The 13,340-nt window shown below is 73.1% G+C and carries 12 protein-coding genes; 8 read left to right on the top strand and 4 right to left on the bottom strand.

Going from position 1 to position 13,340, the window contains the following annotated elements:
* Window positions 1-689: DUF4190 domain-containing protein (locus tag E1281_RS28975; RefSeq protein ID WP_131882882.1), on the top strand; the 689-nt coding region annotated here is incomplete at its 5' end.
* Between the two features lie 63 nt (window positions 690-752).
* On the opposite strand, the gene E1281_RS28970 is transcribed toward E1281_RS28975, so the two are convergent.
* From E1281_RS28970 to E1281_RS28960, 3 genes are all read right to left on the bottom strand, one after another.
* Window positions 753-1,208, bottom strand: coding sequence for an SRPBCC family protein (locus tag E1281_RS28970; RefSeq protein ID WP_131882881.1), 456 nt, complete (start codon window positions 1,206-1,208; stop codon window positions 753-755).
* A gap of 114 nt (window positions 1,209-1,322) precedes the next feature.
* The gene (locus E1281_RS28965) at window positions 1,323-2,066 is read right to left on the bottom strand and encodes a PIG-L deacetylase family protein (protein ID WP_131882880.1); all 744 of its coding nucleotides are present in this window, start codon (window positions 2,064-2,066) and stop codon (window positions 1,323-1,325) included.
* 79 nt (window positions 2,067-2,145) lie between these two features.
* The gene (locus E1281_RS28960) at window positions 2,146-3,111 is read right to left on the bottom strand and encodes a nucleoside hydrolase (protein WP_279433661.1); all 966 of its coding nucleotides are present in this window, start codon (window positions 3,109-3,111) and stop codon (window positions 2,146-2,148) included.
* Between the two features lie 110 nt (window positions 3,112-3,221).
* Between E1281_RS28960 and dhaK the strand changes: the two genes are divergently transcribed.
* The 4 genes from dhaK to pcrA all read left to right on the top strand — a co-directional run bounded on the left by dhaK (window position 3,222) and on the right by pcrA (window position 7,647).
* Window positions 3,222-4,217, top strand: a complete 996-nt coding sequence (dhaK, locus tag E1281_RS28955) for a dihydroxyacetone kinase subunit DhaK (RefSeq protein WP_131882879.1) — start codon at window positions 3,222-3,224, stop codon at window positions 4,215-4,217.
* A gap of 2 nt (window positions 4,218-4,219) precedes the next feature.
* Window positions 4,220-4,846 (top strand): dihydroxyacetone kinase subunit DhaL, encoded by a 627-nt coding sequence (gene dhaL / locus E1281_RS28950; RefSeq protein WP_131882885.1) that lies wholly within the window; start codon window positions 4,220-4,222, stop codon window positions 4,844-4,846.
* A gap of 5 nt (window positions 4,847-4,851) precedes the next feature.
* Window positions 4,852-5,235, top strand: a complete 384-nt coding sequence (locus E1281_RS28945; RefSeq protein ID WP_131882878.1) for a phosphoenolpyruvate--protein phosphotransferase — start codon at window positions 4,852-4,854, stop codon at window positions 5,233-5,235.
* Window positions 5,236-5,391: 156 nt separating this feature from the next.
* Complete coding sequence (gene pcrA, locus E1281_RS28940; protein ID WP_165959156.1) at window positions 5,392-7,647, top strand: DNA helicase PcrA; 2,256 nt, start codon at window positions 5,392-5,394, stop codon at window positions 7,645-7,647.
* Between the two features lie 24 nt (window positions 7,648-7,671).
* Here the strand turns inward: pcrA and E1281_RS28935 are convergent, their stop codons facing one another.
* Window positions 7,672-9,273, bottom strand: a complete 1,602-nt coding sequence (locus tag E1281_RS28935) for a glycoside hydrolase family 15 protein (protein ID WP_243717520.1) — start codon at window positions 9,271-9,273, stop codon at window positions 7,672-7,674.
* Between the two features lie 291 nt (window positions 9,274-9,564).
* Between E1281_RS28935 and sucC the strand changes: the two genes are divergently transcribed.
* The 3 genes from sucC to E1281_RS28920 all read left to right on the top strand — a co-directional run.
* Window positions 9,565-10,740 carry an ADP-forming succinate--CoA ligase subunit beta gene (gene sucC, locus E1281_RS28930; protein WP_131882877.1) on the top strand — a complete coding sequence of 392 codons (1,176 nt, stop codon included), beginning with the start codon at window positions 9,565-9,567 and terminating at the stop codon, window positions 10,738-10,740.
* Window positions 10,741-10,743: 3 nt separating this feature from the next.
* The gene (gene sucD, locus E1281_RS28925) at window positions 10,744-11,631 is read left to right on the top strand and encodes a succinate--CoA ligase subunit alpha (RefSeq protein WP_131882876.1); all 888 of its coding nucleotides are present in this window, start codon (window positions 10,744-10,746) and stop codon (window positions 11,629-11,631) included.
* 185 nt (window positions 11,632-11,816) lie between these two features.
* On the top strand, window positions 11,817-13,340 hold a 1,524-nt coding region (locus E1281_RS28920; protein WP_207943555.1), incomplete at its 3' end, for a DUF6350 family protein.

Genomic DNA, 13,340 nt, shown 5'->3' with positions numbered 1-13,340 from the left:
CACTTCCGCCCATGCCGGTCGGCCCCGGCTACGGGCCTCCGCCCGGCCCCGGGACCGGCAAGACGAACGGATTGGCCATCGCCGCCTTCGTCACCGGCCTTCTCGGCTGCCTCGGCATCCTCGGGATCGTCCTCGGCGTCATCTCCCTGGGCCAGATCAAGAGCCGCCGCGAGGGAGGCCGCGGCTTCGCGATCGCCGGCATCGTCCTGTCGTGCCTGTGGATCATGGTCGGCGCGGTCGGCTTCGCGCTGAGCGCCGCCTCCTCGGACGATGCCGGTGGGTCGCCCAGCGCGGTCCAGACCCGGCCGGACGAGGTGGAGGCCAAGAAGATGAAGGTCGGCGACTGCATCGACGACGACCAGGGCGCCGCGTCCGGCGGCGACGGCCCGGTCGAGGTGGACAGCGTCAAGATCGTCCCGTGCACGCAGCCGCACGACGGTGAGGTGATGGCCGTCTTCCGGCTGTCCAACGCCACCATGCCGAGCGACCGGGAGCTGGTCGCGATCGCCTCGGCCGGCTGCAGGCAGCGCATGGCGGGCAAGCTCGACCGCGACCCCGCCGTCGGCAGGCTCGCGACGTACTACTACTACCCGACGCCCGGCTCGTGGCGGCAGGGCGACCGCGCCGTCACCTGCGTCGCCGTGGCCTCCGACGAGGGCACCAAGCTCACCCGCAAGCTGCGCACCTGAGACGGTCCGCACCGAGGACGGTCGGCCCACCGTCCTCCCCCGGGGGTACCACCCCTGCGGCGGTTAGATCGCACCGGGGAGGCGGGCGGGGCAGCCGGGTTCGCAGTGCTCGGAGTGCCAGGCCACCCGGCGGGCGTAGGCGTCGAACCGGCGGCGCAGCACGGTCCGCGTGAAGCGCCGGGTGCCCGGAAGGCCGTCGAAGGCCCCGCGCCAGCGGATCAGGGTCCCCGCGCAGTGCGGCTCAAGCGTGATGTCGGCCCGGAAGCGGCGCGGCGGAGGCCCCGCGAGCGCGATGTAGCCGTAGTGCCGGGGCGGGTCCCAGGCGACGACCTCCTCGCGCCGGGACGGCACGCACCGCACGGCGCCGATCCCGTTCGGGTGCTCCTCGCCCGCGGACTCCCGCCGGCCGCGGGTCCAGAATCCGCCCCACTCGCCCCAGGCCTCGGCCACGCACAGATGCTTGAAGATCACTTCCGGCGCGGCGGTGGAGGTGGCGGTGGCCTCGATCTCATGCGGCATGACAACCCCCCGAGTTCTGTCACCTGGGGTGCATGCCCGTTCTGGGGCTGATTACGGCTTGTGACCGGTCAATTTTGCAGCGTGACCGCATCGGCCGGAGATGCCCGTGCCGGTTCAGGCCGTGTCGATGACGTGGAACGACTCGGCGAGACTGCCCTCCGGGAGGCCCGCGGCCGCGGCGTTGGCCGTCATCCAGCCGCGCACCATGTCCGGTAGATCGTCGCCCATGTGCCCGGTCTGGCTGACGTGGGCCCGCAGCGCGTTGAGCTTCCGGTCGAACCGGTCGGTGACGTCGACGTAGTGGTTCGCGACCGGGCCGCCGCTGAACCACACCTCCCGGGCCGTCCAGGCGTCGAGGCCCTCGTCGGCGAGCAGCTCGGGGAACGCGTACGGGTTGCGCGCGTCGGGGTAGACGGCGTCGAGCGCGGCGGAGCCGACCGCCCGGTGGTCGGGGTGGCTGGGGTAGATCCGTTCGTAGTCGCGTTCGGGGCTCGGCATCAGCACCCGGTCCGGCCGCACCTGCCGGATCACGCGCGCGATGTCGCGGCGCAGGCCGAGCGTCGCCTCGACCCGTCCGTCGGAGTAGCCGAGCCAGCGGACGTCGGTCACCCCGACGCATTTGGCCGCCGCGCGCTGCTCCTCGCGCCGCAGCGCGGCCATCTCCTTGCGCGTGACGTTGTCGTCGAAGCCGCCCGCGTCGCCGTCGGTGACCATGAGGTAGACGACCTCGATGCCGCGGTCGGTCCAGCCCGCCACCGTCCCGGCCGCGCCGAAGTCGACGTCGTCAGGATGGGCCATGACGACCAGAATCCGCTGCAGGCCCCTGTCGTCGAGAACGTTGATCACGGTTTCAACCATAAAGTCTCCGGGCGGTTCCGGCACTCGCGAGATCGGGAAACTTGCGGGCGTCCGGGCGGCCGGGACGGTCAGGGTCGATTCAAAGGGACAGGACGGCGGACAGGAGGATCTCGCGGAAGACCGGGATGTCGCTGCCGACGGCGACGCGGACCGGGCGGCGGGTGTCCTCGGCGGGCAGTGACCGGGCGTCCCACACCGTGGTGCCGCGCGTCAGCTCGCCCCGCAACTCCACCCGGACGGCGCGCTGGACGTACTCGCCGATATCGGGGTCCACGGCGAGCATCGCGGCGAGCGCGTCGTGGATGACCGCTCCCCGGCGCCGCAGCGTGGGCGTGTAGGCGTCGACGTAGAAGTCCAGGATGCGGACGGCGAACCGCGCGGCCGCCGAGTCGTGCGCGGCGAGCCGGTCCAGCCAGTCGTCGTGGACGGCCGTCGGGTGGGTCGCGTCCAGCGGCACCAGCAGGACGGGCCAGTCCGCCGCGAACACCAGGTCGGCGGCCTCGGGGTCGTGCCAGATGTTCGCCTCGGCGTGCGTGGTGATGTTGCCCGGGTGGTCGAACGCGCCGCCCATGACGACGACCTCCCGGATCAGGGAGGGCAGCTCCGGGTCGAGCAGGAGCGCCGCGCCGAGATTGGTCAGCGGACCCGTCGCGAGCAGGGTCAGCTCGCCCGGCATGGCACGGGCCAGACGGACGATCTGCGCGGCGGCGGGTTCGGCGACCGGACGTCCCGCCGGTTCGGGGAGGCGGGTGTCGCCCAGACCGTCCGTCCCGTGCCACTCCAGGGCGTAGTGGACGTCCTGCGCCATCGGCCGGGCCGCGCCGACCGCGACCGGCACCCCCTGCTCGCCCGCCTTCACTCCGGCCAGCTCCAGCACGCGCAGCGTGTTGAGCGCGCCGGTCACCGGGTCGATGTTGCCGTGGACCGTGCCGATCCCGGCCAGCTCGGCGTCGCCCGCCCGGATGAGCGAGGCCAGATACAGCAGCGTCATCGCGTCGTCGATGCCGGTGTCGCAGTCGTACAGGATCGTTCGCGCTCTCGTCACGGGTGAGAATCTAACGCCGCACGGCCACGCGGGGCATTCCGATATCCGCCCGCAGCGATGATCGGCGATTGGGTCTGGGACACCGGGCCGCACCGGGGTAGAGCTGAGACATGCGCAAACTCATCAACGCCCCGGCCGACGTGGTCTCCGACGCGCTGCGCGGCCTCGCCGCCGCGCATCCCTCGCTGCGGGTCGACCCGGGGAACGGGACGGTCGTGCGGGCGGACGCGCCGCGTGCCGGGAAGGTCGCCCTGGTGTCGGGCGGCGGGTCCGGCCACGAGCCGCTGCACGCCGGGTTCGTCGGCCACGGGATGCTCGACGCGGCGTGCTGCGGCGAGGTCTTCACCTCCCCGGTGCCCGACCAGATCATCGCCGCGACGATGGCGGTCGACGGCGGCGCCGGCGTGGTCCACCTTGTGAAGAACTACACAGGCGATGTCATGAATTTCCAGATGGCCGCCGAGCTGGCCGAGGACGAGGACATCGAGGTCACGTCCGTCGTCATCAACGACGACGTCGCGGTCGAGGACAGCACGTTCACCGCGGGGCGGCGCGGGACGGGCGCCACCCTGTTCGTCGAGAAGATCGCCGGCGCGCTCGCCGAGGAGGGCGCACCGGCCGACGCGGTCGCGGCGGTGGCGCGCGAGGTGAACGAGCGCAGCCGGTCGTTCGGCGTCGCGCTGTCGCCGTGCACGGTCCCGGCCGCCGGGGCGCCGACGTTCGAGCTGGCCGAGGACGAGATGGAGCTCGGCATCGGCATCCACGGCGAGCCCGGCCGCGAGCGCGTGAAGACCGGCACCGCGGCGGAGATCGTGGACGCGTCGCTGAGCGCGATCGACGCCGACATGCCGCTGTCCGGGTCCGAGGTGCTGGTGCTGGTCAACGGGATGGGCGGCACCCCGCTCATCGAGCAGTACGTCGCCTACGCGGCGGCGGCCGAATGGCTGGGCGGGCACGGCGCGTCCGTCGTCCGCCCCCTGGTCGGGCCGTACGTCACGAGCCTGGAGATGGCCGGCTGCATGATCAGCGTGTGCCGGCTGACGCCCGAGCTGACCCGGCTCTGGGACGCGCCGGTCGAGACCCCGGGGCTGCGGTGGGGCCGGTGAGCATGAACGCGGGGGATGTCGCCGCCTGGATCAGGCGCGCCGCCGAGCTGGTCGCCGCCGACGCCGACCGGCTGACCCGGCTGGACGCGGCCATCGGCGACGGCGACCACGGCCTCAACATGGACCGCGGCTTCCGCGCCGCCACCGAGTCGCTGCCCGGGGACGCCCCGCCCGGGACGGTGCTGGCCGCCGCCGGGCGGGCCATCGTGTCCAAGACGGGCGGGGCGTCCGGCCCCCTCTACGGAACGGCGCTCCGCCGCGCGGGCAAGGCGCTCGGGGACGCCGCCGACGTGGACGCCGCCGCGCTCGGGGACGCGCTCCAGGCCGCGCTGGAGGGCGTCCAGGAGCTCGGGAAGGCCGCCGAGGGCGACAAGACGATGATCGACGCGCTCGCGCCCGCGGTCGCGGCCTACGCGGCGGCGCTCGCGGACGGCTCCGACCTGCCGGGCTGCGCCCGTGCCGCCGCCGGCGCCGCGGACGAGGGCGCGGAGGCGACCGTCCCGATGCAGGCGCGCAAGGGGCGGGCCAGCTACCTGGGGGCGCGCAGCACCGGGCACATGGACCCCGGCGCGTCGTCCACCGCCCTCATCCTGCGCGCCCTCAGCGACGTCGTCTCGGGCGAGGGGTGAGGGACATGGTCGGGATCGTGGTGATCTCCCACAGCCGGACGCTCGCGGAGGGCGTCGTCGAGGTCGCGCGGGCGATGGGCGTCGGCAAGGCCGTCGTGGAGCCCGCGGGGGGCGACTCCGAGGGAGGGCTCGGCACGAGCGTCGACCTGGCGGAGGACGCGGTCGCCAGGGCGGACGGCGGCGACGGCGTCCTGCTGCTCGCCGACCTCGGCAGCTCCGTCCTCACCGCCAGGATGCTGATCGAGGACGCCGGCGCCGTCGAACTGGTGCTCGCGGACGCGCCGCTGGTCGAGGGCGCGGTCGCCGCCGCGTCCATGGCCGCGACCGGCGCCGACCTGGCCGCCGTCCGCGCCGCCGCCGAATCCGCCTACGACCACCGCAAGACCTAGCCGGCGCCCGCCCCGTCCGGGAACGACGCTCCGCTGGTCAGGAGATCGGGGCAGGGCGGTAACCCGTCCGCACGCACCCTCTCCGGAGCGGGTCCGGAGAGGGTGCGGGGCCGGACGAGCCGAAAACGTCCTCGCCGCGCCGTAGACTCGCACGTGATGTCGAAGACCGAAGCCCACCCCTTGCTCGATGGCCTCAACCCGCAGCAGCGCGCCGCCGTCGTGCACTCCGGCGGCCCCCTGCTGATCGTCGCGGGCGCCGGCTCGGGCAAGACCCGGGTGCTCACCCACCGCGTCGCCCACCTGCTCGGCGAGCGCGACGTGCACCCCGGCCAGATCCTGGCGATCACGTTCACCAACAAGGCCGCCGCCGAGATGAAGGAGCGCGTCGACGCCCTCGTCGGCCCCCGCTCGCGCGCCATGTGGGTGATGACGTTCCACTCCGCCTGCGTCCGGATCCTGCGCCGCGAGGCCAAGCGCCTCGGCTTCCCCACGAGCTTCTCGATCTACGACCAGGCCGACGCGAACCGGCTCATGGCACTCGTCTGCCGCGAGCTGGACCTCGATCCCAAGCGCTACCCGCCCAAGGCGTTCAGCGCCCAGGTGTCCAACCTGAAGAACGAGCTGATCGACTACGAGACGTTCAAGGACCGGGCCTCCACGCACATGGAGCAGACGCTCGCCGAGGCGTACGAGATGTACCAGGCGCGCCTCCAGCAGGCCGGCGCCATGGACTTCGACGACCTGATCATGATGACGGTCAACCTGCTCCAGGTCTTCCCGGAGGCCGCCGAGCACTACCGGCGCCGGTTCCGGCACGTCCTCGTGGACGAGTACCAGGACACCAACCACGCGCAGTACGAACTGGTCCGGGAGTTGACCGCCCCGGTCGACGGGGTGGGCGCGGCCGAGCTGTGCGTGGTCGGCGACGCCGACCAGTCGATCTACGCGTTCCGGGGCGCGACGATCCGCAACATCCTGGAGTTCGAGCGCGACTACCCGGACGCCACCACGATCCTCCTGGAGCAGAACTACCGCTCCACGCAGACGATCCTGTCCGCGGCCAACGCGGTGATCGAGCGCAACGCCGACCGCAAGCCGAAGAAGCTGTGGTCCGACCAGGGCGAGGGCGCCAAGATCACCGGCTATGTCGCCGACAACGAGCACGACGAGGCCGCGTTCGTCGCCCGCGAGGTCGACCGCCTCACCGACGACGTCGAGGCCCGCCCCGGCGACGTCGCCGTCTTCTACCGCACCAACGCCCAGTCGCGCGTCTTCGAGGAGGTGTTCATCCGCGTCGGCCTGCCCTACAAGGTCGTCGGCGGTGTCCGCTTCTACGAGCGCAAGGAGATCCGCGACCTGCTCGCCTACCTGCGCTGCCTCGCCAACCCCGAGGACACCGTCTCCCTGCGGCGCATCCTGAACGTCCCCAAGCGGGGCATCGGCGACCGCGCCGAGGCGTGCGTCGAGGCGTACGCGTCCCGTGAACGGATCTCGTTCTGGCAGGCGCTCCGGGTGCCCGAGGACGTCCCCGGCCTGGCGACCCGCTCGCTCAACGCCGTCCGCGACTTCGTCCGGCTGCTCGACGAGCTGCGCGCCTCCGCCGAGGCCCTCACCCCGGCCGACCTCGTCGCCGAGATCCTGAAGGCCAGCGGCTACCTCGCCGAACTCCAGGCGTCCAAGGACCCGCAGGACGAGACCCGCGTCGAGAACCTCCAGGAGCTCGAAGCCGTCGCCCGCGAGTTCGAGGAGCGGCTGGACGGCGAGCCCGCCGAGGGCCGCCTCCCCGAATTCCTCGAACAGGTCGCCCTGGTCGCCGACGCCGACTCCATCCCGGGCGGCGCCAAGGGCAACCCCGTCCCGCCCGGCGAGCAGCCCGAGGAGACCGAGCACGGCGTCGTCACCCTCATGACCCTGCACACCGCCAAGGGCCTCGAATTCCCCGTCGTGTTCCTCACCGGCATGGAGGACGGCGTCTTCCCGCACCTGCGCGCGATGAGCAACCCCAAGGAACTCGAAGAGGAACGCCGCCTCGCCTACGTCGGGATCACCCGTGCCCGCCGGCGGCTCTACCTCTCCCGCGCCACCATGCGCAGCTCGTGGGGCGCCCCGCAGGTCAACCCGCCGTCCCGCTTCCTGGGCGAGGTCCCGAAGACCCTCATCGAATGGGAACGCGAGGCGTCGTCCACCTCCGGGTCGGCCATGGCCCAGATGGCGTCCCGGCCGGGAACCCGCACGGCCGGGAACCGCCCCGTCCCGTCGCTCTCCCCGGGCGACAAGCTCACCCACGACGCCTTCGGCCTGGGCACCGTCGTCTCCGTCTTCGACAAGGGCGAGAAGGCCAGCGTCGACTTCGGCGGCGAGTACGGCGTCCGGACCCTCGTCCTCCGCTACGCCACCGTCGAGAAACTCTGACGGCCTCCCCGCGCCCCGGGCCGGTCAGTCCGCGGGCGGGACGGGCAGCGGCCGTTCCAGGGCGTAGAGGCTGAGGAGGACGAGCGACGCCGTCCAGCCGAGCGGGGCCGGGCCGGCGGGACGTCCGTCCGGGCCGACCTTCTCCGGCAGGGCGCCCAGGGACGTGCGGTGCGCGGACAGCCAGCTCAGGCGGCTGAGCGCGTCATCGGTCCGGCCCGCGGCGGCGGCGTTGAGGCCGAACATCGCGACCTCGGGGGTCCAGGCGACCTCCTTATCGCCGGCCCAGCGCTCGCCCGGCAGCACGCCGCCGTTCGGCAGCGCCTGCTTGCGGGCGGCGTCGGCGATCGCGGCGGTGACGTCCGGGTCGGCGGCGGCGAACGGCGGCGCGATGAACGTCACCGAGGTGTCCATGAGGCCGCGGGGGACGGGCGAGCGCGGGTAGCCGTACGGGGCGAACTGCCGGTCCACCGCGGCGGAGACGCGGCCCGCCGCGTGCTGCCACTCCGCCGCCTTCGCGCCGTCGCCGCGGCGCTCGGCGAGGTCCGCGGCGGACCGCAGGCCCGCCAGCACCGGGCCGACGACGCCGAGCGTGGGCCGCCGGGGGTCCTGCTCGTGCCGGGGGTGGCGCTCCCAGTAGTCGGACGAGGCGGGCGGCAGCCCCTCGGCGTCCAGGGACCGCGCCAGGTTGTCGGCGGCGCGCTGGACCATCGGCCACAGATCGGGGAGTTCCGCGCCCGTCCGGACGCTGTGGACCTGGTAGAACCAGGTCGCCCACAGGACCCAGCCGAGCGAGTCGAGCTGCGCGTGCCGGCCGTCGGAGACCGCGGTCCCGTCGGGGTTGTAGCGCGCGGCCCACATGCCGTCCTCGTTCTGGACGCCGGAGAGGAAGCCGAGGATGTCGCGGGCCTCGGACGGGTGCCCGGTGACGGCGAACGCGGCGACGGCGAACGCGGAGTCGCGGGGCCAGGCGTACCGCCACTTGGAGTACCAGGAGGCGAGGGACGCGCCGTTCGTCCGGGTGAGGAGCCGCAGGTCGAGCAGCGCGCGGGCCGACATGTCCCGGTAGCTCATGTCGCTTCCGGTGGCCGGGTTCGCACCGCCGGTCGGGATGGTGCCCCGGGCCAGCCAGGCGTTGTCGGACCGGACCGCCTGGTCCACGCGGGGGTCGTCCGCCGCGACGGTGACGGGCCGTTTTCCGCCGGTCGGGATGAGCCGGATCCGCCCGTCCGCGAGCCTGACGACCGAGCTGTCCGGCAGGTAGGCGGCCCCCTCCGCCTCGGCGGGCGTCAGCGGGACGCCGGCGAACGGCCAGCCGCCCCCGCCGACCAGCCCGGGGCTGGCCCAGCCCGGGGTGAGGCGGTCCGGCACGTTGGCGTCCCCGGTCGCGATGAGGGCGGCGACCATGAGCAGGGCGGTGACGCGCCGGAACGTGCGGGCGCCCGCGCGCCCGCGCGGCCGCCTCCGCGCCGGCGGCGACCGGCGCACGGGCGGCGGCACGGTCTCGGCGGGGACGGCCCGCCGCAAGGCCGTGCCGGGGAGCGATGCGCCCGGGAGGGAGGCGCCGGAGAGGGCGTCGGCGGGGACGGGGGGCGCGACGGTCGTGTCCCGTTCCTCCGCCATCGCCATACGTCCGCCCCCTTACGCACCTGCCGGTCCGCCATCGTCCAAGCGGAAATAAGTACATCAAACTACGTCAATTGGTTCATCCTCCTCACGTGCCACTCGTGCCCTCCCCTGAGGAGGAGCACACCTTCGTTCCGGTGATACTCGCGGACATTCCGACCCGGCGGCATCACCACCGAGGCGGGTTGACTAGGCTGCATCGACGGAGCGGACCGCAGAGTGCCGGCCGCACGGACTCCCGTGTAACCCCCACTCGTGTGGTCATTCGGCTAGTCGATCCGTTAAGGACGCCTCGTGGACCTGTTCGAACATCAGGCGAAGGAACTCTTCGCCGAGTACGGGGTACCGGTGCCCACCGGCAAGGTCGCCCATACTCCCCAGGAAGCCCGGGCCATCGCGGCAGAGCTGTTCGCCGCGGGAAGCTCGAAGGTCGTGGTCAAGGCCCAGGTGAAGACCGGGGGCCGCGGCAAGGCCGGCGGCGTGAAGCTGGCCGACTCGGCGGACGAGGCGCAAGCGCTCGCCGACCGGATCCTCGGCATGGACATCAAGGGCCACACGGTCCACAAGGTCCTGATCGAGGAGGGAAGCGCCATCGCGCAGGAGTACTACTTCTCCTTCCTGCTCGACCGCGCCAACCGCACCTTCCTCACCATCTGCTCCGTCGAGGGCGGCGTGGAGATCGAGGAGGTGCCGCACGACCGGCTGGCGATGGTGCCGGTCTCACCGCTGGACGGCATCGACCGGGCCAGGGCCCGGGAGATCGCCGAGCAGGGCCGGCTCCCCCAGGAGGCCCTCGACGGCGCCGCCGAGCTCATCGAGCGCCTCTGGGCCGTGTTCACCGACGAGGACGCGTCGCTCGTCGAGGTCAACCCGATGATCCTCACCGCCGACGGCCAGGTGAAGGCCCTCGACGGCAAGGTCACGCTGGACGACAACGCGGCCTTCCGCCAGGAGCACGAGCAGTACGAGGACAAGGGCGCGGCCGACCCGCTGGAGGCGGCGGCCAAGGCCAAGGACCTCAACTACGTCAAGCTCGACGGCAGTGTCGGAATCATCGGCAACGGCGCGGGGCTCGTCATGTCCACGCTGGACGTCGTCGCCTACGCGGGTGAGCGGTTCGGCGGCCAGAAGCCCGCCAACTTCCTCGACATCGGGGGCGGCGCCTCCGCCGAGGTGATGGCGAACGGGCTGGAGATCGTCCTGTCGGACGGCGACGTGAAGTCCGTGTTCGTGAACGTCTTCGGCGGCATCACGGCGTGCGACGCCGTCGCCAACGGCATCGTGTCGGCCTACCAGCTGCTCGCCGAGCGCGGCGAGGCCGTCAACCGCCCCCTCGTCGTCCGGCTGGACGGCAACAACGCCGAGCTCGGGCGCAAGATCCTGAGCGACGCGGCGCTGAACGGCGTACAGCAGGTCGACACCATGGACGACGCGGCCAAGCGTGCCGCGGAACTCGCGGCAGGTGCATGAGCGATGGCCATCTGGCTCACCGAGAACAGCAAGATCATCATTCAGGGGATCACGGGCTCCGAGGGCACCAAGCACGGCCGCCGGATGCTCGCGTCCGGCGCGCGGATCGTCGGCGGCGTGAACGCCCGCAAGGCCGGGCAGTCCGTCGACTTCGACGGCACCGAGCTCCCGGTCTTCGGCACCGTCAAGGAGGCGATGGAGCGGACGGGCGCCGACGTGTCCGTCGTGTTCGTCCCGCCGAAGTTCACCAAGGACGCCGTGGTCGAGGCGGTCGACGCCGAGATCCCGCTCTGCGTGGTGATCACCGAGGGCATCCCCGTCCACGACACCGCCCACTTCTGGGCGTACGCGGAAAAGGCGGGGAACAAGACGCGGATCATCGGGCCGAACTGCCCCGGCATCGCGTCCCCCGGCAAGTCGAACGCCGGGATCATCCCGGCCGACATCACGACCCCCGGCCGCATCGGCCTGGTGTCCAAGTCGGGCACGCTGACCTACCAGATGATGTACGAGCTGCGCGACGTCGGCTTCTCCACCTGCGTCGGCATCGGCGGCGACCCCGTCATCGGGACGACCCACATCGACGCCCTCAAGGCGTTCCAGGACGACCCGGACACCGACGCCATCGTCATGATCGGCGAGATCGGCGGTGACGCCGAGGAGCGCGCCGCCGCCTACATCGAACAGAACGTGACCAAGCCGGTCGTCGGCTACGTTGCGGGGTTCACCGCCCCCGAGGGCAAGACGATGGGCCACGCCGGCGCGATCGTGTCCGGTTCGTCCGGCACCGCGGAGGCGAAGAAGGAGGCCCTGGAGAAGGTCGGCGTCCGCGTGGGCAAGACCCCCAGCGAGACCGCCGTCCTCATGCGGGAGATCATGAAGAACCTCTGAGAGGCCACGAAAAGACGCCCGGCCGCCCGCGGCCGGGCGTCTTTCCCGTTGACTTGCGGCGTGTTGTTGTTATGGAGCGCTCCATAACAACAACACGCCGCAAGTCGACGTCGCGGGGGACGACAAAGGCGACACGCCGGGCTTGGGGGCGGCCGGCGGGTGGGCTTGGTGCCAGCATGTAGCGGGTGAGCGAAGCGAGCCCTGGACGGCGCGCGGCCCCCGAGGCGCCGAGGGGCGCGGGGGGACGGGCACCGAGGCGTACCGATCGGGGCGGAGCGCCCGGTGAGAAGGAACCGCGCGAGCAGCAGGCCGCCGCGAAGCAGGAGCCCGGCGACAAGGAGCAGGGAAGGCGGGGGCCGGCGGCCGCGCCGGCGGCCCGGCCGCTGTACGTGACCGGGCTCGTGGCGGCGCTGTGGTGCATCGGCATCGGGCTCGCCGTGCTCACCACCGTCACGCTGATCGGCTGGATCGCGGCACCGAAGACCGCGCTCGGCGACGGCCTCTCCGGCGTGTTCCGGTCGGCCGTCAACTTCTGGCTGGTCTCCCACCACGCGGGCTTCTCCTACGGGCAGGGACGGGTGGGGCTGCTGCCGCTCGGCGTCCTCGTCCTGCCCGGCGCCCTGCTGTACCGGGGCGGCGGGTGGATGATCCGGGTGGCCGGGCTGCCGCGGCGTCCCCGGCAGGCCGTCGTGCACGTCGCGCTCGCGCTGGCCGCCCCGTACGCGGCGCTGGCGGGGCTGCTCGCGCTGGCCGCGGCGTCCCCGCAGGTGCGGCCGTCCGCGTGGCAGGCGCTCGTCGGCGGGTTCCTCGTCGCGGTCGTCGCGGGCGGGCTCGGCGCCGCGCGTGCCGTCGTGGCGGCGCAGGTCGCGGCGGAGGCGCGGGGGCAGCGGGTCCGGTCCGGGCTCGGCGCGCTGCTGCGGCTGCTGCCCGACCGGCCGCGCTCGCTCGTGATCGGCGTGGCGGGGTCGCTCGCCGTGCTGTTCGCCTCGGGCGCGCTGCTGGTGGGCGGGTCGCTCGCCGTGAACATGCCGGACGCCGCCCACCTGTACGGCCTCCTCGGGCCCGGCGTCGTCGGCGGCGTCCTCCTGCTGCTGGTGCAGGTGGCGTTCCTGCCGAACGCGGTGATCTGGGGGATGGCGTACGCGGTCGGGCCCGGCTTCTCCGTCGGCGCCGGGACGAGCGTGTCGCCGACCGGGGTGTTCCTGGACGCCGTCCCGGCGTTCCCGCCGCTGGCGGCGCTGCCCGACCCCGGCCCGGCGCCCGCGGTCTCGCTGCTCGCGCTGGCCGCGCCGTTCGTCGCGGGCGCGGTCGGCGGCGTCCTCACGATCCGCTCGCTGCCGGCCCCGGTGTCGGAGGGGGCGCCGATGTGGGGCTTCGTCTCCGGGGCGCTGACCGGCGCCGTGGTGGCGCTGCTGAGCGCGCTGTCGGGCGGGCCCCTCGGCGGCGGCCGGATGGCGACCGTGGGTCCCTCGGCCTGGCAGGTCGGGCTGCTGGCGGCCCTTGAGGTCGGCATCTCCGCGGCGATCGCGGCCTGGGCGACGAACTCGATGATCCTGCGGCGTCCCGCCCGCGCGGAGTCCAAGGCGAGGAAGCGCCCGAAGGAGACCCGGAAGGAACGCCGGAAGGAGCGCTCGAAGGGGGCCCTGCGCATGCCGGAGGCTCCCGCGCCCATGCCTCTCTCAGCGCCCGTGCCGGGTGACTACGAGAGC

It is taken from the genome of Actinomadura sp. KC345, from assembly GCF_004348515.1.
Classification (GTDB): Bacteria; Actinomycetota; Actinomycetes; order Streptosporangiales; family Streptosporangiaceae; genus Spirillospora.
The sequence above is the reverse complement of the archived record's forward strand: the minus strand, read 5'-3'. Positions and strand labels throughout refer to the sequence as shown.